This is a genomic window from Blautia sp. MSK17_66, assembly GCF_020538025.1.
GTDB lineage: Bacteria > Bacillota > Clostridia > Lachnospirales > Lachnospiraceae > Blautia_A.
The window spans coordinates 77717-99699 of sequence record NZ_JAJBNQ010000003.1; the positions used below are offsets into that span (position 1 = coordinate 77717).

At 41.5% G+C, this 21983-nt stretch carries 18 protein-coding genes; 14 read left to right on the top strand and 4 right to left on the bottom strand.

Going from position 1 to position 21983, the window contains the following annotated elements:
* Positions 1–7 precede the first annotated feature (7 nt).
* From LIR34_RS02515 to LIR34_RS02575, 12 genes are all read left to right on the top strand, one after another.
* The gene (locus tag LIR34_RS02515; RefSeq protein WP_173901979.1) at positions 8–802 is read left to right on the top strand and encodes a glycosyltransferase family 2 protein; all 795 of its coding nucleotides are present in this window, start codon (positions 8–10) and stop codon (positions 800–802) included.
* Between the two features lie 114 nt (positions 803–916).
* A complete protein-coding gene (locus LIR34_RS02520) occupies positions 917–2176 on the top strand; it encodes a hypothetical protein (RefSeq protein ID WP_118342196.1) in 1260 nt (419 codons plus the stop codon).
* A 7-nt stretch (positions 2177–2183) separates the two neighbouring features.
* Positions 2184–3527 (top strand): lipopolysaccharide biosynthesis protein, encoded by a 1344-nt coding sequence (locus tag LIR34_RS02525; RefSeq protein ID WP_147417370.1) that lies wholly within the window; start codon positions 2184–2186, stop codon positions 3525–3527.
* A gap of 5 nt (positions 3528–3532) precedes the next feature.
* A complete protein-coding gene (locus LIR34_RS02530) occupies positions 3533–4585 on the top strand; it encodes an acyltransferase family protein (protein WP_118342201.1) in 1053 nt (350 codons plus the stop codon).
* Between the two features lie 460 nt (positions 4586–5045).
* Complete coding sequence (locus LIR34_RS02535; protein ID WP_173901977.1) at positions 5046–5339, top strand: hypothetical protein; 294 nt, start codon at positions 5046–5048, stop codon at positions 5337–5339.
* Positions 5254–8559: a group II intron reverse transcriptase/maturase gene (ltrA, locus tag LIR34_RS17745; RefSeq protein WP_173901976.1), complete on the top strand. Its 3306-nt coding sequence runs from the start codon at positions 5254–5256 to the stop codon at positions 8557–8559. Before LIR34_RS02535 ends, ltrA begins: the two co-directional genes overlap by 86 nt.
* A 69-nt stretch (positions 8560–8628) precedes the next feature.
* Positions 8629–9540 carry an AraC family transcriptional regulator gene (locus LIR34_RS02550; RefSeq protein ID WP_173901975.1) on the top strand — a complete coding sequence of 304 codons (912 nt, stop codon included), beginning with the start codon at positions 8629–8631 and terminating at the stop codon, positions 9538–9540.
* Positions 9541–9707: 167 nt separating this feature from the next.
* A complete protein-coding gene (gene gmd, locus LIR34_RS02555) occupies positions 9708–10757 on the top strand; it encodes a GDP-mannose 4,6-dehydratase (protein WP_173901974.1) in 1050 nt (349 codons plus the stop codon).
* Positions 10758–10778: 21 nt separating this feature from the next.
* Positions 10779–11720: a GDP-L-fucose synthase family protein gene (locus tag LIR34_RS02560; RefSeq protein WP_334297683.1), complete on the top strand. Its 942-nt coding sequence runs from the start codon at positions 10779–10781 to the stop codon at positions 11718–11720.
* A gap of 106 nt (positions 11721–11826) precedes the next feature.
* Positions 11827–13143 carry a sugar phosphate nucleotidyltransferase gene (locus tag LIR34_RS02565; RefSeq protein ID WP_173901972.1) on the top strand — a complete coding sequence of 439 codons (1317 nt, stop codon included), beginning with the start codon at positions 11827–11829 and terminating at the stop codon, positions 13141–13143.
* Positions 13144–13163: 20 nt separating this feature from the next.
* A complete protein-coding gene (locus LIR34_RS02570) occupies positions 13164–14150 on the top strand; it encodes a type I phosphomannose isomerase catalytic subunit (protein ID WP_244092169.1) in 987 nt (328 codons plus the stop codon).
* Between the two features lie 10 nt (positions 14151–14160).
* On the top strand, positions 14161–15870 hold the full coding sequence (locus tag LIR34_RS02575) for a phospho-sugar mutase (protein ID WP_442860848.1): 1710 nt from the start codon (positions 14161–14163) through the stop codon (positions 15868–15870).
* A 28-nt stretch (positions 15871–15898) separates the two neighbouring features.
* On the opposite strand, the gene LIR34_RS02580 is transcribed toward LIR34_RS02575, so the two are convergent.
* Both LIR34_RS02580 and LIR34_RS02585 read right to left on the bottom strand, forming a co-directional pair.
* A complete protein-coding gene (locus tag LIR34_RS02580; RefSeq protein ID WP_173901970.1) occupies positions 15899–17161 on the bottom strand; it encodes a chloride channel protein in 1263 nt (420 codons plus the stop codon).
* Between the two features lie 18 nt (positions 17162–17179).
* Positions 17180–17716: an HdeD family acid-resistance protein gene (locus LIR34_RS02585; RefSeq protein ID WP_173901969.1), complete on the bottom strand. Its 537-nt coding sequence runs from the start codon at positions 17714–17716 to the stop codon at positions 17180–17182.
* A gap of 94 nt (positions 17717–17810) precedes the next feature.
* Here LIR34_RS02585 and LIR34_RS02590 point away from each other — a divergent pair, with 94 nt between their 5' ends.
* Positions 17811–18224, top strand: a complete 414-nt coding sequence (locus tag LIR34_RS02590) for a potassium channel family protein (protein WP_173901968.1) — start codon at positions 17811–17813, stop codon at positions 18222–18224.
* A 9-nt stretch (positions 18225–18233) separates the two neighbouring features.
* Here LIR34_RS02590 and LIR34_RS02595 read toward each other — a convergent pair whose 3' ends face one another.
* Positions 18234–19022, bottom strand: a complete 789-nt coding sequence (locus LIR34_RS02595; protein WP_173901967.1) for a hypothetical protein — start codon at positions 19020–19022, stop codon at positions 18234–18236.
* A gap of 267 nt (positions 19023–19289) precedes the next feature.
* On the opposite strand from LIR34_RS02595, the gene LIR34_RS02600 reads away from it, so the two are divergent.
* On the top strand, positions 19290–19997 hold the full coding sequence (locus LIR34_RS02600; RefSeq protein ID WP_173901966.1) for a hypothetical protein: 708 nt from the start codon (positions 19290–19292) through the stop codon (positions 19995–19997).
* A gap of 125 nt (positions 19998–20122) precedes the next feature.
* Here the strand turns inward: LIR34_RS02600 and LIR34_RS02605 are convergent, their stop codons facing one another.
* The gene (locus LIR34_RS02605; protein WP_161285655.1) at positions 20123–21601 is read right to left on the bottom strand and encodes a nucleotide sugar dehydrogenase; all 1479 of its coding nucleotides are present in this window, start codon (positions 21599–21601) and stop codon (positions 20123–20125) included.
* Between the last annotated feature and the right edge of the window lie 382 nt (positions 21602–21983).

The following is a 21983-nucleotide window of genomic DNA, read 5'->3' on the forward strand; positions in this document are numbered from 1 at the left end:
AATGCAAGTGAATCATCATCCAAAGGTATCTATTGTAACCGCTTGTTACAACAGTGAAAAATACATAGAGGATTGTATCAAGTCAATTATGCGGCAGACCTACGATAACGTGGAGCATATTATTGTCGACGGAGGAAGTACAGATGGAACACTGGATATTATAAAAAAATATGAGAATCAGTATAATATGCGCTGGATCAGCGAAAAAGATAACGGTATGTATGATGCAATAACCAAAGGCTTCAGAATGGCAAGTGGAGAAATTTATGCCTGGCTGAATTCCGATGATATGTATATGCCGTGGGCATGTGAGTTGGTGGCAATCGTTATGGAGAAAACGGGAATTCAGTGGTGTACGGGAATTCCGTGCCATTACAACGAGCGTGGGGTGGCTCATAATGTTCCGAGAATTACTCCTGTTTTTCCACGAAATTTTATTCGCAAAGGATATATGGACGGTAGAGTGGCAACTTTTCTAGAGCAGGAATCTATGTTTTGGAGTAAGAATCTGTGGGATAAGGCAGGTCATGTTCTGGTGCAGTATAAAACCGCCGGAGATTACCATCTCTGGAAAGAGTTTGCAAAATATGAAGCCCTCTACACACTGGACAGTGTGATTTCCGGTTTTCGGATTCACGCTGGGCAAAAATCAGGTGATCGGAATAAGTATTACGCAGAGGTTGGGGAAAATTCCCTTTGCGGAAAATTATTACAGAAGAGTAAGCTGATTAAGGTGTTATGTTGTATCGAGTCTTTCACTTTTTCAAAATACCGTATTAAAACACGAGATTTTTTAGTGTGATAAATATGAAAATAATAAAGAACCTTGAGATTTGCAATAGTGGGAAACATTTTGCCAGATGTTGGCACGATTGGTAGGTTACATTATTTCTACTATAAGATGAGGTAAAAAATAGTGGTTATAAGAGTAAAAAATAAAAAACGGATATTTGCATATTTAACAATTATATATCTTTTGGTAATGTCAGGCTCTGTTTTGCATTACAAATACATGGGTACGATAGGTACTATTAATATGAATATTACTATAGTGTTTTTTGCATGTTATCTTTTAACGCATAAAAGTAGATCGAGATACCTTAAAAAAGAAATTAATGACATATTTATGATTTTGGCAGCGTTAGGGCTAATTGTTGTCATGCTTTTGGGAAAAAGTAATTTTACAGGATATTTGGCAACCTATTGCGCATTACTGATGCCATGGTTGATTGTGCAGATGGTAGATTTTGATTATTTTATAGATGCTTATATTAAAACAATGTTAGTTCTTGTGGTATGTTCTTTAGTGTTCTTTTATTTTCCACAAGTTTTAAATGTTATGCCCGGTACGGTATTGAAAACATCAGGATGGAGTTATGACTTTTATGGAATATATGCAAAGTTTCATAAAGCAGAGTATGAAATATTAGAACGTAACATAGGAATATTCTGGGAACCGGGAATGTATCAGGGTTATGTTATTTTTGCATCAATACTGGTGGCAGTGCGAAAAGAGATTTCTTGGAAAACTATCATTTATCAGATACTTATGGTTGTGTGCATTTTTTCTATGAAGTCTACAACAGGTTATCTTTTGTTAATTCCGGTTTTTTTGATCTACGCATTGAAAAGTGCTGAGGGATTTAATAAAAAAGTACAATTTTTGATGACAGCGGTCATCATAGGGATAACTGTAATAATCTTTTTTAATAATGATATTTTGTATGGAATCATAGAATTTATTTCACCTGATATCATACCTAAAATAAGTAATACATCTAATGAATCGACAGCAACAAGATTGTATAGTACATTAATAGATATGAACCTTGTTGTACGACATCCGTTTGGAATCAATATATTGGAAATTGATAGTATGCGAGCTCAGATGGCAGGTATATTGAGATACATGGTAGATGGTTCGAATATAAATACTACATTTACTATGATGTTATATTATGGAGTGATTCCAGGATTATTATATTTATTTTTGCAGATAAAAGCGTGTTTTATGATGTCGGACAATCGTTTTATTTCCGCAGTGATTCTTGTAATTACGTTAATCATTATAAATACTGAACCTCATTATATGACATTATTGTTTACTACGTTTTTCATGTACTTTGCACGGAAGATTGAAAAGAATGAATATAATGAAATGCAGTCTGAAGGATAGGAGAATTATGTTTAATCAACTGAAAAAAATAATTGCAAGCAATGAAATGTTATTAAAAAACATTATTGGAGCCTTTGTTGTTAAAGGAGGATCCTTGATTATCTCTGTCGTCCTTCTTCCATTGTATCTTAGATTCTTTGGAGACCAAACAGTTCTAGGAATTTGGTATACAATTCTTTCTATATTAAATTGGGTGGTGCTCTTTGATCTAGGTTTAGGGCAAGGTTTAAGAAATCAGCTTCCTGTTTTTATTGAAAAAAATAATCAAAAAGGTATAAGGGATAGCATTTCAACGACATATATTCTTATGTCAATCATTGCTATCGTGATTGGCATAGCAGGCTATGCCTGTATTCCTTTAGCAGATTGGAACAATATTTTCAATGTATCTTCATCATTGGTTGAAAATTTCATTTTAGTCAAATGCGTTCGAATTGTTTTTATTGGAATAATGTTGCAGATTGTTTTGAAAATTATTACATCTATCCTGTATGCATATCAACGTTCTGCAATAGTTAATGCTTTAGCCCTGTTCACGAATATTCTAATTCTGCTTTTTCTTTTGGTTTTGCCATCGAAAAGTATTTCTGAAAACCTTCTTATGATGTCTTGGGTTAACGTAGTGGCGGCTAACGTTCCCTACATAATATGTAGCATTGTAGTATTTTCAACCATGTTAAAAGGTAAGGTTCCTAGTTTCAAATGTTTCAATAAAAATTACATCAAGCAAATTTGTAACGTGGGAATAGCACTTCTTTGGCTTCAGATCGTTTTTATGGTTGTTTCTTCGGCAAATGAATTTTTGATTTCAAATTTTACTGCACCAGAATATGTTGTTGAATATCAGGCGTATTTCAAGATATTTAAAACCGCCGCAATGATAATTTCACTTGCATTAACTCCTGTTTGGTCAGCAGTAACGAAAGCACAAGCCCAAAAGAATTATGTCTGGATATTGAAAATATACCGTGTATTTTTAATTTTAACATTGGCATGCTTTGTCGCGGAACTTCTGATTGTCCCTTTTTTGGGTGTAGTATTTGATATTTGGCTTGGTACAGGAGTAATTCATGCAAACATAGTATATGGGCTTGTATTTGTATGTTCAAGCGTCGTTTTTGTTGCACATAATGTGAATACTACGATAGGCAACGGTATGTCATATTTTAAGTTACAAATGATTTGGATGACGTTCGCTGGAATTATTTTTATACCGTTGGCCTATATTTTGGTTCAGATTACTAGAAGTTGGATAGCCGTTGTTCTTGCTAATGTGCTAGCTATGTTGCCATACGAAGTTTTGGCGCCTATATTTACTATAAAGAAATTGAAGAATAAAATTGAGGAATAGCAAAGATGAACTCGGATAAGAAACAGAGAAATTCATATTTGGACATTATGAAAGGCATTTCAATTTTTCTAGTACTTCTCGGACATTCCATTCAATATGGAAGTAAGATTTCTTATGTGGGAAGTAGGCTGTTTTTTAATGATCCGGTTTTTAAGCTGATTTACAGTTTTCATATGCCTCTGTTCGCATTGTTGAGTGGATATTTGTTCTTCTATACAATAAAGAAGCGTACTCCGAAAGAGCTGGTTATAAACCGTGTGAAAACGCTTGTACTTCCTATTATCTGCTGGGGAACAATCGATTTTGCAGTCAGAATATTAACGGGGCAATTGAACGGGTCAGGAATCATCTGGTGGGTTAAGCGCTATGTGATTACTTTGTTTGGAACGCTTTGGTTTTTGTGGGCGATATTGCTATGCTCTGCTATAGTAGCCGGAATCCATTATCTATTTAGGGACAATAAGGCTGTAATGTTGCTTTTGATGATTGCCTTCTTTATTACTCCGGATAAATTCAATTTAGGGTATATGAAATTTTTGTATCCATTTTTTGTTGCTGGTTATATGTGGAATTTACATGGTGTAAGAGTCAGCAATAAAATTCAGAAGGTTGTATTGATAGTATCAGGCTTTGTGCTTTTAATCTTGTTGCGCTTTATGCAGACGGGCACTTATATTTATGTTTCTGGATTTGCAATATTAGGAAAAGAAAATCCATGGATACAAATGTATTACGATTTATACCGATGGACTATCGGCTTTGCTGGATCGGTATTTGTGCTTTCAGGAATTAATTTATTAATGAATGTGACAGTGAATAAATTCAAAACCGCCAAAAATCTAGTGGGGGGGGTGGGAACGCTCTCTATGGGAATTTATGCAGTACAGGGATATGTTTTTCAGTATGTCATAATACCAGTCTTCGCAATAGTAGGAGTAGATGTTCCTTTTATATTGGTAATTGTTGAGGCGCTGTTGATTTTGGGCATTTGCTGTGGAATAACGCTTTTTTTAAAAAAGATAAAACCATTAAGCATTTGCTTATTAGGTGGAAGATAGAATACTTTATAGAAGAATTTGCATATATGATCTTTAAGCATGTTTGTTCACATTCCTATAACGGATATAACCCCCCCCGTTTGAGACACGTTATGCAGATACAAATAAATTTGATATTATTAGTCAATATGGAATAGACGGGGTCAGGCAGTGCGCCCAGCCAAGGGTGAACCATTTAGCGGGTGGAAATCCCGTCCGAAAAGGCTCTAGCCAAGCCATCGGTAGCAAATCCTGGGCTTGCATTGGTAACAGTGCGAGTCAAGCGTGGAACGTTAGGCAGTAGGGTAAGTGATTGAGCACCGTAATCCCGATAAGTCCGTAGGGCGATGCCGTTGCCTGAGCAGAAGCCAACATGTGGGTTTATCGTCACGGCGAGATTTCACACACTGCGGCGGTGTCGGAAGGAGCTTATCATGCTGTACAATGATGGTTCGTCAACTGGGGAGAACCTGTGTATTCCATGGAAAAGTGTAAGGTCTGTGGTATTTCTGACAAGGTAACAAGGAAGGAAAATGATGCACAGGTAGTCGGATGGCCGGATAGTACCTTTGATGGTGTGAATAATAAGCACACCGGAGGGAAGCCGAGAGGGACTGTTCCTCACAGTCCTGCCATGCAAAGTAATATCAAAGAGGAAACATTATCAATACGCAGAGATTGGAGAAATAATGGAAACGAAATTGGAGAGAATATCGCAGTTATCAAGCGAAAATCCAGACATGGTCTTTACTTCTGTTGGACACCTTATCAATAAAGAACTGTTAGCAGACTGCCATAAAGAAATGGACGGAACGAAAGCGGTAGGAATTGACGGGATGACAAAAGAAGAATATGGGAAGAACCTTGAACGCAACCTTGAAGATTTGGTAGCGAGGCTGAAAAGGAAATCCTACAAACCGAAACCGGCAAGAAGGATAGAAATCCCGAAAGAGAATGGTAAGACCAGACCTCTTAATATCTATAGCTACGAGGACAAACTGGTGCAGGAAGCATTGCGGAGAATCCTGGAAGCAGTGTTTGAACCTCACTTTTATGATGAAATGATGGGGTTCAGACCTAACCGAGGATGCCATAAAGCGATAAAGAAGCTGAACACCATGATAGAGAAGAATTTCACGAATTATGTGCTTGATGCAGATATACGCGGATTCTTTGATAATCTCGACCATAAATGGATAATCAGGTTCGTAGAATCCAGAATCAAAGACCCGAACATCACAAGACTTGTGCAGAGGATGCTGAAGGCAGGGATTATGAACGGCTTCCAGTACGAAGAATCCGAATGGGGTTCTGGGCAGGGAAATGTGTGCTCACCAGTGCTTGCAAATATCTACATGCACTATGTGCTGTTGTGGTGGTTTAAGGAAAAGGTTGAACCTGCATGCAGGGGATATAGCGGCATAATTGTTTATGCTGATGATTTTGTGTGCTGCTTTCAATATAAAGAGGAAGCAGAGCGATTCTATGAGAGATTGAAACGTAGGATGGGTTACTTCGGATTAGATCTGGAAGAAGAAAAGAGCAGGCTCATCAAGTTTGGCAGATTTGCGGAAAGTGACTGCCAGAAACTTGGGACAAAGCCGGAAACTTTTGATTTTCTGGGATTTACACACTACTGTTCGCATAGTCAGGACGGAAGATTCCGGGTAAAGAGGAAAACCAGCAAGAAGAAATTCCGCAAGAAATGTAAAGAAATACACCAATTGATTAAAAGCATGCGGACGATTCGACTGAGAGAGGTAATCGTTAAACTGAATCAGATGCTTGTTGGTTACTATCACTACTATGGTATTACAGATAATACACGGAGTCTCACGGACTTTCGATACTGTGTCCTGAAAAGCTTGTATTACTGGTTTAATCGACGCAGTGAGAAGAAAAGTTACAATTGGGTGGAATATTTGGAAATGCTAGATGAATTTCAACTTGCCCGTCCAAGAGAACGTGTGTGGGAGGCATTGCGTCCATACAGGATGAAATTGCTTCGTCTGGCACCGGCTAAATTTATTCATTTTGGTACAACGAGAGAAATCCTGAAACTGATGAGCGGTGGTGTAGATGAGTATCGTGAACTTGGCTGGGGACGTTTGGTTGGAAGTAGTATTAAGGATAGTGATACAGCAGGCTATAACAGTGTTTTAAGCAGCAGAGCAAATATGGGTAAAAACTGTTATCTGGAAGTTTCTTATGTGCATGGTAATTCAGAAGTGGGAGAGAATTGTGTCCTTTCTTATATTGATATTCATGATGAGGTGATTCCGGCTGATGTTGTTTTGCATGGACTGAAACAGAGAGATGGAAAGTTCATTGTCCGTATTTTTGGTATTAATGATAATCCGAAAGAGAACAGACTGTTTGGACGAGATCTGGATGAGATTGAAAAGGAGCTTGGTGCGAAGCTGTGGGAGAATGATTCTCATACATTATGGTCGGCTGCCTTATACCCGGAAAAAGACACGATTGAGGAAGCGGTCAAAGCCGCCTTAAATCTGTATGCAATTGTAAAGGGAGAAGATCAGGCGGATCTTTCCGCATGGAGAGAAGCACAGAAAAAATCTCTTTGTTCTGGATTTAACGACGCGGATCCGGATGCGATCATTGCATGGAATAAGCGAATGGCAGATCTGGTTGCGATGGATGAGATTGCGAAAGCAATCCGAAACAAAGTGCCGGCAGCTAAACTGAGGAAGAGAGAGTCGCTGACAAAGATACAGAAGGAATGGCTGGAACGTCGGATCAGAAAAGCAGATTTTAGTGAAAAAATGCGTCTTCATTATTATCTGGGAACCATTCTGGAGGACGAAGATGAGGTTCAGGAATGTTTCAGCACGATTCAGTCAGAGGTTCTGGCTACAACGCTCAGAAATTTGTCTTATAATGAAAATGCTCGAATCGTCACAGAAAAGCATACAGTAAAATTGCCGCTTCGTGTCAACTGGGGCGGTGGATGGAGTGATACACCTCCATATTGTAATGAAAATGGCGGTACAGTACTGAATGTGGCGATTCTTCTGAATGGGCAGAAGCCTGTAGAAGTCACACTGGAGAAGCTTAGTGAGAAGAAGATTGTTTTCGACAGTCGTGATATGGATGTTCATGGAGAATTTGATACGATTGAGCCGCTTCAGGCAACTGGTGATCCATTTGATCCGTTTGCTCTGCAGAAAGCATGTCTGCTTGCCTGTGGAATTATTCCAAAAGAAGGAAGTAGTCTGGATGAGATTCTGGATCGTCTTGGTGGTGGATTTGAAATGCATTCTGAAGTAACTAACGTTCCAAAAGGATCCGGGCTTGGTACTTCATCTATTCTTTCTGCAGCTTGTGTAAAAGCAGTATTTGAGTTTATGGGAATTGAATATACAGAGAAAGACCTTTACGCGCATGTGCTTGCTATGGAACAGATCATGTCTACTGGTGGCGGCTGGCAGGATCAGGTAGGAGGAATCACTCCAGGGTTGAAATACATTACCTCTATGCCAGGAATTGATCAGCAGTTAAAAGTAACGCACGTGGATATCCCAGAGTTTGCAAAGAGGGAACTGGATGACAGATTTGTTCTGATTTATACCGGACAGAGAAGACTTGCCCGTAACCTTCTTCGTGATGTCGTCGGACGTTACGTTGGAAACGAACCAGACAGTCTTTTTGCTTTGGAAGAAATCCAGAAAACAGCAGCTTTAATGTGCTTCGAATTGGAACGTGGCAATGTAGATGGCTTTGCAAAACTTCTGGATTACCACTGGGAACTGAGTAAAAAAGTTGATGCAGGAAGCAGTAATACTTTGATTGAGCAGATATTCAGTAGTATTGAAGAACTGATTGATGGGAAGCTTGTCTGCGGTGCCGGCGGCGGAGGATTCCTGCAGGTTATCCTGAAGAAAGGTGTTACAAAGCAGCAGGTAGAGAATCGACTGAATGAAGTGTTTATGGACAGTTTGGTTGGTGTGGCTGATTGTAAGCTTGTGTGGGAATAAAAAATCTGGATATCACTATAAAGTAAAATTTTGAACGAGAAATTTAAGGATTATGGAAAGGGGGAGCTTATGGAACAGGAATTATTTAATCCACAGTCATCCTCTGTAAGTTCCTCCAGAGTTCTTTATACACCGTCAGTTTTTGCCAGAACATCTCTGATCCACCTTCAGGAAGTTGGTTCTCTCAAGGCCATTCATCCGCACATATTGAAGCGATCGAACCTGGTATCGTTTTTATGTTTTGTTGTGTTGAGCGGAAGCGGTGAACTGGAATATGAGGGAAGAGAGTATAAACTGGCAGAAGGTGACTGTGTTTTCATTGACTGTCGAAAGGCATATAGCCATAGCACAGGAATTCATTGTGCGGATAATAACAACGGTGGAGAAAATGAGGATTTAAATAAAAATCTCTGGTCTCTTCAGTGGTGTCATTTTTATGCACCTTCTCTTCCATCGGTGCATGAGAAGTATAAAGAACGAGGTGGTCATCCAGTATTTCATCCGAAGGAACCGACACGGTTTACTGATATATTTACAGATATTTATAAACTGGCGTCTTCTTCAGATTATATCCGAGATATGCGAATCAATGAAAAACTTAGTGTTCTGTTGACTCTTCTTATGGAACAGTCCTGGCATCCTGAAAGTGTAAGAGTAAGTCGCAAGAGGATGGAATTATCTTCCATCAAAGCGTTTCTTGATGAAAATTACACAGAGAAAATCGTTCTGGATGATTTGGCGGAGAAGTTTTTTATTAACAAATTTTATATGAGCAAAATATTTAAAGAAACCTATGGCGTAACAATCAATAATTATATGATAGAACGACGAATCACCAGAGCCAAGCAGTTGCTTCGTTTCACAGATAAAACTATAGATGAGATTGGCGTTATGGTAGGAATGGATAGTGCGAACTATTTTAGCAGAGTATTTCGTAAAATAGAAGGTATCAGTCCGGGCGAATATCGGAAACAGTGGTAAATCCACTGTTTTTTTGCTATGAAGATATAATTGATGATGAAAATAAATCGTAAAAAACCAATATTGTGCTAACATTCGACTCATTATGCCGTTTATTTCTTGTTAGCCTTTACGCTAAACTATAGCCAGATTAAAAAAAGTAAGATGATAAAGGAAAGGTACATAAAATGAAAAAAGCATTGATTACTGGTATTACCGGACAGGATGGTTCTTACCTCGCAGAGTTTCTTCTGGAAAAGGGATATGAGGTTCATGGTGTTGTCCGTCGTGCATCTATCTCAAACACCGCCCGTATTGATCATCTGATCGAGAAGAATGCGATTGCCCTGCATGACGGTGATCTCTCTGATTCTTCTGGTTTGATTCGTCTTGTGAATGAGATCAGACCGGATGAGATTTATAATCTTGCGGCACAGAGCCATGTGCAGGTGTCTTTTGATGCACCGGAATATTCTGGTGATGTAGATGCGCTTGGTGTTCTGCGTATTCTGGAAGCTGTCCGTGTCTGTGGGCTGACAAAGACCTGCAAGGTTTATCAGGCTTCTACCTCTGAGCTGTACGGCAAGGTGGAGGAGGTTCCTCAGCGTGAGACAACGCCGTTTCATCCATATTCCCCATATGCGGTTGCGAAGCAGTATGGTTTCTGGATGGTGAAGGAGTACCGTGATGCTTATGGCATGTTTGCCGTAAATGGAATTTTGTTTAATCATGAATCGGAGCGCCGTGGCGAAAACTTTGTTACCCGCAAGATCACTCTGGCTGCGGGGCGTATTGCGGAGGGGCTTCAGGATCATCTGGAACTTGGAAATATGGATTCTCTTCGTGACTGGGGTTATGCAAAGGACTATGTTGAGTGTATGTGGCTGATCATGCAGCAGGACAAGCCGGAGGACTTTGTGATCGCAACGGGTGTTCAGCATACCGTGCGTGATTTTACGGAGAAAGCATTTGCAGCCAACGGTATCACGATCCGCTGGGAAGGCTCCGGTATCGAGGAAAAAGGTTATGATGTGGCTACCGGAAAAATGCTTGTATGTGTCAATCCGCAGTGGTTCCGTCCAACAGATGTTGACAATCTGTGGGGAGATCCGACCAAGGCAAAGACGGTTCTTGGCTGGAATCCGCAGTCCACGACCTATGAGCAGCTTGTTGAGATCATGGCTAAGCATGACCGGGAACGTGCAAAGCGTGAGAAGGCCATGAAGGCTGTTTTATAAGAAAGAAGGCAGAGGATAATGATGGAAAAAAATGCAAAAATCTATGTTGCAGGTCATCGTGGAATGGTAGGTTCTGCGATTGTACGTGAGCTTAAACGTCAGGGATATACGAATATTGTTACCCGCACACACAAGGAGCTTGATCTGATTCGTCAGGATGCGGTGGAAGCGTTTTTTGCAGAGGAAAAGCCGGATTATGTTTTTCTTGCTGCCGCAAAGGTCGGAGGTATTATTGCAAATCAGGAAGCACTGGCAGATTTTATGTACGATAATATGACGCTGGAGATGAATGTTATCCATTCTGCATGGAAAAACGGATGTAAGAAGCTGGAGTTCCTTGGTTCTTCCTGTATTTATCCGCGCATGGCGCCTCAGCCGATGAAGGAGAACTGCCTTTTGACAAGTGAGCTCGAAAAGACCAATGAGGTCTATGCACTTGCCAAGATTTCCGGGCTTAAGTACTGTGAGTTTCTGAACCGTCAATATGGTACGGATTATATTTCTGTTATGCCGACCAACCTGTACGGACCGAATGACAACTATCATCCGACGCACAGTCATGTCGTGCCTGCTTTGATCCGCCGTTTCCATGAAGCGAAGGTGAATGGTTTAGAGAGTGTTGTCTGCTGGGGAGATGGTTCTCCGCTGCGTGAGTTTTTGTATGTGGATGATCTGGCAAACCTGTGTGTGTTCCTGATGAATCATTATTCCGGTAATGAGACTGTCAATGCCGGTACGGGTAAGGAGCTGACCATCCGGGAACTGACGGAGCTGGTGGCAAAAGTGGTCGGATATACCGGCAAGATCGAATGGGATACTTCCAGACCGAATGGTACACCGCGGAAGCTTCTGGATGTTTCCAAGGCAGCGAAGCTTGGCTGGACTTACAAGACGGAGTTAGAAGACGGACTGCGCCTGTCTTATGAGGACTTCCTGAATAATCCGATGCGCGCAGAACGATAACAGGCTGCTGTGATCGATAATGTATTTTGGCCGCATTTGTAGAGATATGGATGCGGCTTGTTATTTTTATACATCGTGTGGTTATACTTAACGGAGGAGTTTTGTTATGAATATAGTTTTATTATCCGGTGGTTCCGGCCAGCGTCTGTGGCCGCTTTCTAATGATATCCGTTCCAAGCAGTTTATCAAAATTTTTCATAAGGAGGATGGCTCCCTGGAATCTATGGTGCAGCGTGTATATCGGCAGATTAAGACGATTGACACGGATGCTACGGTTACGATCGCAACTTCAAAGTCGCAGGTATCTGCAATCCACAACCAGCTTGGGGAGAACGTGGGAATCAGTGTGGAGCCGTGCCGCCGTGATACCTTTCCGGCGATTGCACTTGCAGCAGCTTATCTGAAGGATGTGCAGGGAGTCGGGGAGGAGGAATCTGTGGTTGTCTGCCCGGTGGATCCTTATGTGGAGGATGACTATTTTGAAGCATTGAAGGCATTGGGCGAGAGAGCACAGAAAAGCGATTCGAATCTTGTCCTGATGGGGATTGAGCCTACCTATCCGAGTGAGAAATATGGCTACATCATTCCGCTTGGCAAGGAAGCGGTAAGCAGGGTTTCTATGTTCAAGGAGAAACCGACACAGGAAGTGGCAAAAGAATATATCGAAAAGGGTGCACTGTGGAATGGCGGTGTGTTTGCCTTCAGACTGGGCTATGTTCTGGAGCGGGCGCATGAGCTGATCGGTTTTCTGGATTATGATGATCTGTTCTGTAAATATGAGACTCTGAAAAAGATCAGTTTTGACTATGCGGTTGTCGAGCATGAGCCGGAGATTGAAGTCATGCGTTTTGCAGGTACATGGAAGGATCTGGGTACGTGGAATACGCTGACGGAGGCCATGGACAGCCGTGCAGTGGGTGAGGCTCTGTTCAATGAGAATTGTGAAAACGTCCACGTTGTCAATGAACTGGATATTCCAATCCTCTGCATGGGGCTGAATGATGTGGTCATTTCCGCGTCACCGGAGGGAATTCTTGTATCGGATAAGGAACAGAGCTCCTACATTAAACCGTTTGTGAGTACTCTGGATCATCGTGTGATGTTTGCTGAGAAGTCGTGGGGCAGTTTTAAGATCATTGATATTGACAGTGAATCCATAACCATCAAAGTGACGTTGAATCCGGGTCACAAGATGAATTACCATAGTCATAAGAATCGAGATGAGGTCTGGGTCGTTATTTCCGGTAAGGGAAAGACGATCGTAGATGGTATGGAGCAGAGTGTCAGGGTAGGAGATGTGATCACGATGGCTGCCGGATGCCGCCATACGGTGATTGCTGAAACGGAACTGAAGTTGATCGAGGTGCAGCTTGGGGAAGACATCAATGTTCATGATAAGCAGAAATTTGAACTTGAGTATTGAGAAATGGAAGGAAGCTTTTGATGAATGACGGGAATATGCCTCTTTTGCTCAGACCGTCCGGAAAGGACTATCTTTGGGGCGGAAGCAGACTGAATGATGAATTTGAAAAGGGAATCAATCTGTCACCCGTGGCAGAGACCTGGGAATGTTCTACGCACCCGGACGGTCCGAGTTATGTGGTCGGCGGTGAGTTTGCTGGTATGAAGCTGGCAGAGGTGCTGCGAAATCACCCGGAGTATCTGGGAGAGCGTCACAGAGGAATGACGGAGCTTCCGATTTTGATTAAATTTATTGATGCAAAAAAGGATCTCTCCGTTCAGGTGCATCCTACGGATGAATATGCACGGGAGCACGAGAAGGGACAGCTTGGAAAAACGGAAATGTGGTATGTGCTGGATGCCGGCAGAGATGCAAAGCTGGTGTATGGTCTGAAGCGTGACAGCTCCGAAGCGGAGATGCGAAAGGCTATTGCAAATGGGACACTTATGAATTATCTGCAGCAGGTTCCGGTCAGAAAGGATGATCTGTTTTTTATTGAGGCCGGTACGATCCATGCAATTGGAGCGGGTACACTGGTGGCAGAAATCCAGGAGAATTCGAATCTGACTTATCGGCTGTATGATTATGACCGCACGGGAAAAGACGGCAAAAAGAGGGAACTTCACATTGACAAGGCTCTGAAGGTGGCGAATCTGAAAAGCAGTATGGAACCCCGGCAGCCGCTTCGTGTGCTGAGATATCGTCAGGGAGTTGCCTTGGAACTGTTGACGCGCTGTAAATACTTTGAAGTATATCGGATGCTGATAAATACTGAACGCCGCCAGAAGGTGCATTATCGTGCAGATGAGATTGCATTCCGTGTGCTTTTGTGCGTGAATGGATGCGGTACGATCTCCTGTGAGGATGGAAGCATGGAGTTTTATAAGGGGGACTGTATTTTTGTCCCGGCAGATTCTGAAGTACTTACCATCAGTGGACAGGCACAGTTTCTTGATGTGAGAGGATAAGAATGAGGAGATGGAAATGGATTACAGGAAAGAATATGAGCGTTGGATGAAACAGGCAGCGATGGATGAAGATATCGTTGAAGAATTGAGATCAATGGATGATGCAAAGATGGAAGATGCTTTTTATCGGGATCTTGCTTTTGGTACCGGCGGTCTGCGTGGTGTGATCGGTGCCGGAACAAACCGTATAAATATTTATACCATAGCAAAGGCTTCGCAGGGGCTGGCTGATTATCTGAAGAAAAATTTTGAGGAACCGTCTGTGGCAATCGGTTATGACAGCCGGATCAAGAGTGATGTGTTTGCCAGAACTGCTGCCGGAGTGTTTGCAGCGAACGGTGTCAGAGTCAGTATCTGGCCGGTTCTTATGCCGGTTCCGACCGTCTCTTTTGCAGCAAGATATCTGCATACCTCTGCGGGTGTGATGATCACGGCATCGCATAATCCATCCAAATATAATGGTTATAAGGTTTATGGACCGGATGGCTGCCAGATCACAGTGGAGGCAGCGGATAACATCCTGAAAGAGATTGAGAAGCTGGATATTTTTGCGGATGTCAGAAACAGTGATTTTGAGACAGGAATTGCAAATGGCAGCATTCAGTATATTCAGGATGAGGTATTTACCGCGTTTATAGAGCAGGTGAAAAGCCAGTCTGTTTTATTTGGTGAGGAAGTTGATAAGAATATTGCGATCGTATACAGTCCATTGAATGGAAGTGGCTTAAAACCTGTTACCCGTACCCTGAAAGAGATGGGATATACGAATATTACGGTGGTGAGAGAGCAGGAGCAGCCCGACGGAAGATTTCCGACCTGTCCGTATCCGAATCCGGAAATTAAGGAAGCAATGGCACTGGGGATAGAATATGCCAAAAGATGCAATGCAGATCTGATGCTGGCTACAGACCCGGACTGTGACCGTGTGGGGATTGCGGTTAAGAATCATGTGGGAGAGTATGAATTGCTGACGGGGAATCAGACGGGGATGTTATTGTTGGATTATATTTGCAGCCAGCGTCAGAAGCACCATAAAATGCCCGCAGATCCGGTTATGGTTAAAACCATTGTAACGATGGACATGGCACAGCAGATCGCAGAGCATTATGGATTGCGTACGATCAATGTTCTGACGGGCTTTAAGTTTATCGGTGAGCAGATCGGCAAACTGGAAGAGCAGAAGAAAGCCGACAGTTATGTCTTTGGCTTTGAGGAAAGCTATGGTTATCTGACCGGCTCCTATGTTCGCGACAAAGATGGCGTGAACGGTGCCTGCATGATCTGTGAGATGTTCAGCTATTATGCTACGAAAGGCATTGGTCTTCTGGATAAACTGGATGAATTGTACCGGATGTATGGATACTGTCTGAATACCCTGCACAGTTATGAATTTGATGGCAGTGTCGGATTTGTCAAAATGCAGAAGATCATGAAGGCGTTTCGTGGTGATGTTGAGAAATTTGGTAATAAGAAGGTGCTTAAACTTCTGGACTATGCAGCAGGTCTTGATGGATTGCCAAAATCTGATGTGCTGAAGTTTCTGCTGGAAGACAACTGTTCCATTGTGATTCGTCCGTCTGGTACAGAGCCGAAACTTAAGATGTATATTTCTGTCAGCGCAGAAGATAAAGAAATCGCTGAAAAAACAGAAGAGGAAATCTGCAGGAGTGCAGAAGAGTATCTGCATGTACCCAAAATGGATATAAGAAACCCCCGTTGAGAAATCAACGGGGGGCTTGGTTGTTTTGTTAAACGGCAGAACTTACCTGCTCTGGTTTTAATGTAGAGAGTTTGCTTCCAGCTGCTGCTGCAATGAAAATCCAGATAAACATTTTGACCGGGAAGCAGAGGAAGAGAAGCATGGTTACTGCCAGTGGTTTTTTCATAATTCCGCCGAGAAGTGATGCAGTAACGATTGCAGCTCCAAATACCACATGTCCCCCGTCCGGCCCGCAGGTCAGCATTGCAATGCCGTATCCCATACATACTCCGGCAAAGATGACAGGGAAAAAATGTCCTCCCTTTAAACCGAACTGAATACACAGATTTGTCAGCAGGAGCTTGAGAAACGCAATGCCAATAAGTGCCAGTGGCAGATAAGAGGTATAGGTTTTCATAAGTGTTCCCATCTGTTCTTCTCCGGAAAACATAAGTGCAGGTAAGAAGGAACCCGTGATTCCAAGGCATAAACCTGCAAAAATTTCTTTGACAACTGCCGGGAATCTGCTGGAAATATTTCCGGTCAGTTTGTGCGTTGCCTGATAGAAGCAGGCCAGGATAAGACCACACAAAATATACAGAATCATAAGCAGATAGTCTTTTTTCTGGATTTCCACCATATCAAAGGATGGGAATCCAGAGAGTCCTGCACCAAAAAGTGCAGATAAACCTGCATAAATACCAGTGCCTGCAGCCAGCGCGATTCCGTAAAGAAATACTTTGGAACCCTTTGTTAAGGAGGCAAGATCTTCTTCAGAGTTTTCTTCTACTTCGAAAATGCCGAACAGAGGTGCATGAAACAGCACACTCATGGAGACTGCGGCACCGACCTGTGAATAATTTCTGGTATTCTGTCTGGCAAATTTCAGGTTGTCTCCGGCCCAGTAGCATAAACCTACGATGATTCCGGTAAGTCCGGCTTCGGGACCTACACTGCTTCCTATGAGTAATGGCAGCAGTGCTGCAACCATCATTACAAGCATGTTTTTGTATTCGTATCTTTTTTCTGTTCTGACTTTTTCCATAACGGTTTCCAGATCTTCGGGATAGTCTCCGAATATTTTTCGGAAAATACCGATAATTGCCGCACCGGCTGCACAGATAAGAATCGTATAATAGGGAACAGAGGTTTTTCCGGGAAGCCATTTCCATAGAAATTCAGTTCCGACTGCCATTATTTTCAGCAGGATCCATACCAGTGCACCGGCAACAGCACCAATGAGTGTACAGAACAGCCACAATTCAAGCTGATTTTTTAAAGATACGTTTTTGGGGCTTTTTGCGTTATTCATACAGTTATACCCTTTTTGTCAGCTTTCTGCCTTTCCAAAATTGATTCCAAGTACGATCATATTGATACCCTGCATCAAAACAGAAAAAGCGATCATATATCCTGCAGAGATCATGGTAAGCACAGGATGGGTAAATGAAATGATGCTGACAATCACGGATAAAACACCGCACACAATGCTCAGGATACCTTTTCCTTTAGAAGTTTTATATACCTTTGTGCCGCTGACAATCTGGAAAATACCATAAACCAGAATACTTGCACCAACCAGATAAGCAGCCATTACATCTGTGATGAAACGCTGGATGCCGCTGAATAATAAGATAATACCTGCAAGTCCTTCCAGAACACCGAGAATACATCCCCCGATCTCTTTCTTTTCTTTGGATAAAGAAAGGATTACAAGTTCAATACCATTTACAAACAGAAGGATTCCCAGGATCCAGCCGATTGAGAGAAAAGTCCTCATTGGCCTTACAAGAGTGTAAATTCCTAACAACAGTGTTAAAACTCCGGTGATCAAAGTGATGTATTTCATTGCTTTATTATCTTTCATACTGTTAAGCTCCTTTCATATTGCAAGTGAAACCGTTTTATACTATACTTCAATTAATTTCAGACAACAGATTATTTCATTGGAGGACAGGGGCATGAAAAGAATTAAAGTATTAGGCAGTGTTTTAAAACGGACTCGCGCAGATAAAATTATCATTGGTTTTATTGTGTTTATTTTTGCTGTCGCAGCAGTGATCCAGCTGGTTGAACCGGACATTAACCGATACGGAGATGCGCTGTGGTATTGCTATGCGGTGATCTCCACTGCCGGATTTGGTGATGTGGTTGCGGTTACTTTTATTGGAAAAATGTGTTCCGTTCTTCTGACGATCTATTCGATTTTTGTAGTTGCCATTGCCACCGGGGTAGTGGTTAATTTCTACACCCAGATGGTGGAATTGCAGCGAAAAGAGACACTTGCCATGTTTATGGATCAGCTGGAAAGACTTCCTGAGCTTTCCAGAGAAGAACTGGAGAATATTTCCAGAAAAGTGTGCCAGTTTCGGTAGCTGTGGATCTTACTGATCCTTGGAAGAATGCTCTTCTTCCTGTTTGCTGCGTACCTGCGGGATCAGAGAAGCTGCCAGCTTTCCTTTTCCGCGGTTTCGCAGATACAGAATACCGATGATAGAAAATACGACTGCACCGATAAAGTTTACGATCAGATCTTTCATGGTGTCAACAATACCGATATCAAGATAGCCGCCCAGATTCCAGGTCTCGCCGTTAACGACCAGAGACTGAACATCTACATGGATCGGAACATTTGCACCGGTAGGATTCAGCTTCACAGAGTTGATGGCCGGTACGATCCAGTCTTTCTGCATATCCATTCCAAAGAACCAGTCCATACTGAATTCAAAGAATTCCCACATAACACCAACAGTCATTGAAAAACAGAATGCAAAAAAAGCTACAAAATACGGTGACATTTTAATGGAAAACCTGTCACTGCGGTTAAAAAGATCGATCAGTGCAAATCCGATGGCAGCCATCAGAAAGCCGTTAGTAGTATGTAAAATGGTATCCCAGATGGGGATTTTTACATAAAAGGCATTGATCTCGCCAAGAATCTCTGCTGAAAAGATAAAAATCAGAATGACTGTCTCCAGTCCCGGTGGTATTGTGACACTCAGTTTCCTGTCCAGAAACTGTGGAACCATAAAAAGAATCAATGTTAAGATTCCCAGAAACATATTGTGGTAATTTCCCAGAAAAAACTGACGTACAACGGATAAGATCACTAGGGCGGTAAGCACCATCTGGATCTTTGTTCTGTTCTTTTTCAAACCTGAATCAGCTTTCATTTTTCTTTTCCTCCTTTCTTTGTATCGTTATCCTCACTGTTTTTATTTTAACATAAATACATTTAAACAGCAATGAATTTGTGGATTTAAAACGAGTAAACGCATGTAAATCTTAAATGCTTTTTTAATATATTAATTAAACTCAAAAAATAAATAACTATTAAGAGTTTAAAATGAAATTATGAAAAGTTTTATTGTATTTTGACGAAAGTTATAGTAACATAAAAGTCAGAAAATTATTAATGAACAGAAAGCAGGTACTTTTACATGAGATATAATGTACTTCATTTTTTTGAACGTAAGAATATTGATATAGCTAATATTCTTTATCTTACACGTCAAAATCCACATACAAAAATTACATTTTTTGATGGAAAAGAGATCCTGACTGCAATTCCGGTGAAAGAGATTGCAATTTATCTTCCGGATGAAGAATTTGTGAATATTACAAAAGGTGTTCTTCTTCGAAAATCACAGATTGTAAATATTTCAGATGACGGATTATATACCATGACAGATGGAAGTGTATTTCAGGGACGAAAAAGGAATATCAGTCAACATAAACAGCTTAGACAGGCGTTAGGATTGTCCAAAGAACAGGATGCAAAAGCAGAGAAAATGGTTCCCCTTGAATTGTTGGAAAAATGTAGTATTCTCAATGACATGCCGCTTGCTTTTTGTGTTATTGAACTTGTATTTGATGCGAACGGCAGGGGAGTGGATTTTGTATTTCGTTATTGTAATGAGGAAATGGCTGTTGTAGAGGGAATTCCGGTTTCAGAAATGCTGAATAATTCATTTTATGAGGTGTTTGAAAATGGAGATAAAAAATGGCTGGTTACTTATGCCGACGTAGCTTTAAACGGAACAAAGGTCATTTTACATGATTACAGTCCGGAAATCGGGAAAGATCTGTCTATTTATTGCTTTCAGCCGCATCCGGGGTATTGTGCATGTATATTGATTCCGAGCTGAATGTAATAGACCCGGGTGAATGGGAGTATCTGAAGGTATCCGGGATGAACCTGAAAACCCCCGTTGAGAAATCAACGGGGGTTTTTATGCCCATTTTCAGGGATACATAGACCTTACTATATTTATCAGTCTCTCTTGAAGATGTCTCGTGTATATACCTTGTCCTTCACATCATCAAGGCAGGAGTCATATCTGTTCGCGATGATCGCCTGGCTTTTCTTTTTGAATTTGTTCAGATCATTTACAACCAGGGAACCGAAGAAGGTGTCTCCGTCCTTTAAAGTTGGCTCATAAATGATCACAGAAGCACCCTTGGCCTTGATTCGTTTCATAACGCCCTGGATGGATGACTGTCTGAAATTGTCTGAATTAGATTTCATAGTTAAGCGGTACACGCCGATAACACAGGTTTTCTCCTGATCCGGAGCATAATCTCCGCGATTATAATAATCATAATATCCTGCCATATTCAGTACCTGGTCGGCGATAAAATCTTTTCGTGTACGATTGCTTTCTACGATAGCAGAGATCATATTCTGCGGTACATCGTTGAAGTTTGCGAGAAGCTGCTTGGTATCCTTTGGCAGGCAGTATCCGCCGTATCCAAAGCTTGGGTTATTGTAATGCGTTCCGATACGTGGATCCAGGCAGACACCCTCGATGATCTGCTGTGTATTTAATCCTTTTGTCTCTGCGTAGGTGTCGAGTTCGTTGAAATAAGATACACGAAGAGCGAGATATGTGTTTGCAAACAGCTTAACAGCTTCGGCCTCGGTGAATCCCATGAACAGAGTATCTATATTCTCCTTGATAGCCCCCTGCTTAAGAAGGGCGGCAAAGGTATGAGCCTGCTCTGAGGATTCCTCATCACAGGATACAATGATTCTTGATGGGTAAAGATTGTCATACAGAGCCTTCGATTCACGGAGAAATTCCGGGCTGAAGATGATGTTTCTGGTATTGTATTTCTTTCTTACGGAAGCAGTATATCCCACCGGAATGGTTGATTTGATGATCATGGTTGCAGCTGGATTAACCTTTAATACGAGTTCAATCACCGCCTCTACAGCTGAGCAGTCGAAGAAATTTTTCTTGCTGTCGTAGTTTGTCGGTGCAGCAATCACAACAAAGTCCGCGTTTTTGTATGCTTCCTCACCGTCAAGTGTAGCAGTAAGGTCGAGGTCTTTTTCTGCAAGATACTTCTCAATATAGTCATCCTGGATCGGAGACTTCCTGTTGTTGATAAGATCGACTTTTTCAGGGATGATATCGACAGCTGTCACATGGTTGTGCTGAGAAAGAAGGGTGGCGATAGAAAGTCCTACATAACCGGTGCCGGCAACGGCGATATTGTACCTTCTGTCAAGAACCGGTTTGTTTACAGCAGGCTTATCGTCCTCAAATAAGTCGACTACCTCAAAACCAAGTACTTCTGCGATAGCCTGAAGCTGATCGATCGACGGGGTGTAGTCAAGACTTTCCAGACGGCTGATCATGCCGCGGTTGATATTGGTCATCTCGGCGAGCTGTGCCTGTGTGAGTTTCTGAGCTTTTCTTCTGGTGATAATGGTATCGGCCATTTTTGTAATAGATAATTTCTTCATGATTCCTCTCCAAATCTTAATCTTATAAATTATTATGAAAGTGTCAATTGCATTTAATATGATAAGGTGTAACTATTCAGAAGGTAGTATCCCACGAGGCGTTTTGGCATATTTTTGCCCAAATCCCGAGACATACAAGTCAAAATGCCATCACCGAAGGTGATTTGGAATGCATTTTGACTCGTAACTGTGAGGGTACTGAACAGTTACGATAAGGTGAGCATAGCAGATAGTAATTGAAATGTCAATTATAATAGAATAAATAAAAAATATTTTTTGTAATAGAATAAATAATGTCGTTTAAAATAACATAAAACTGTAGAATGAAAATAAAATATCTCTGCAAAAAAAATATGTGAAAATGCAATAAAAAAGGACAATA

What these genes read in the sequence shown, in the direction of transcription:
- LIR34_RS02525 (WP_147417370.1), top strand. Translation starts at nt 2,184, where the DNA reads ATGTTTAATCAACTGAAAAAAATAATTGCAAGCAATGAAATGTTATTA.
- LIR34_RS02530 (WP_118342201.1), top strand. Translation starts at nt 3,533, where the DNA reads ATGAACTCGGATAAGAAACAGAGAAATTCATATTTGGACATTATGAAA.
- LIR34_RS02535 (WP_173901977.1), top strand. Translation starts at nt 5,046, where the DNA reads ATGGAAAAGTGTAAGGTCTGTGGTATTTCTGACAAGGTAACAAGGAAG.
- ltrA (WP_173901976.1), top strand. Translation starts at nt 5,254, where the DNA reads ATGGAAACGAAATTGGAGAGAATATCGCAGTTATCAAGCGAAAATCCA.
- LIR34_RS02550 (WP_173901975.1), top strand. Translation starts at nt 8,629, where the DNA reads ATGGAACAGGAATTATTTAATCCACAGTCATCCTCTGTAAGTTCCTCC.
- gmd (WP_173901974.1), top strand. Translation starts at nt 9,708, where the DNA reads ATGAAAAAAGCATTGATTACTGGTATTACCGGACAGGATGGTTCTTAC.
- LIR34_RS02560 (WP_334297683.1), top strand. Translation starts at nt 10,779, where the DNA reads ATGGAAAAAAATGCAAAAATCTATGTTGCAGGTCATCGTGGAATGGTA.
- LIR34_RS02565 (WP_173901972.1), top strand. Translation starts at nt 11,827, where the DNA reads ATGAATATAGTTTTATTATCCGGTGGTTCCGGCCAGCGTCTGTGGCCG.
- LIR34_RS02570 (WP_244092169.1), top strand. Translation starts at nt 13,164, where the DNA reads ATGAATGACGGGAATATGCCTCTTTTGCTCAGACCGTCCGGAAAGGAC.
- LIR34_RS02575 (WP_442860848.1), top strand. Translation starts at nt 14,161, where the DNA reads ATGGAAATGGATTACAGGAAAGAATATGAGCGTTGGATGAAACAGGCA.
- LIR34_RS02580 (WP_173901970.1), bottom strand. Translation starts at nt 17,161, where the DNA reads ATGAATAACGCAAAAAGCCCCAAAAACGTATCTTTAAAAAATCAGCTT.
- LIR34_RS02585 (WP_173901969.1), bottom strand. Translation starts at nt 17,716, where the DNA reads ATGAAAGATAATAAAGCAATGAAATACATCACTTTGATCACCGGAGTT.
- LIR34_RS02590 (WP_173901968.1), top strand. Translation starts at nt 17,811, where the DNA reads ATGAAAAGAATTAAAGTATTAGGCAGTGTTTTAAAACGGACTCGCGCA.
- LIR34_RS02595 (WP_173901967.1), bottom strand. Translation starts at nt 19,022, where the DNA reads ATGAAAGCTGATTCAGGTTTGAAAAAGAACAGAACAAAGATCCAGATG.
- LIR34_RS02600 (WP_173901966.1), top strand. Translation starts at nt 19,290, where the DNA reads ATGAGATATAATGTACTTCATTTTTTTGAACGTAAGAATATTGATATA.
- LIR34_RS02605 (WP_161285655.1), bottom strand. Translation starts at nt 21,601, where the DNA reads ATGAAGAAATTATCTATTACAAAAATGGCCGATACCATTATCACCAGA.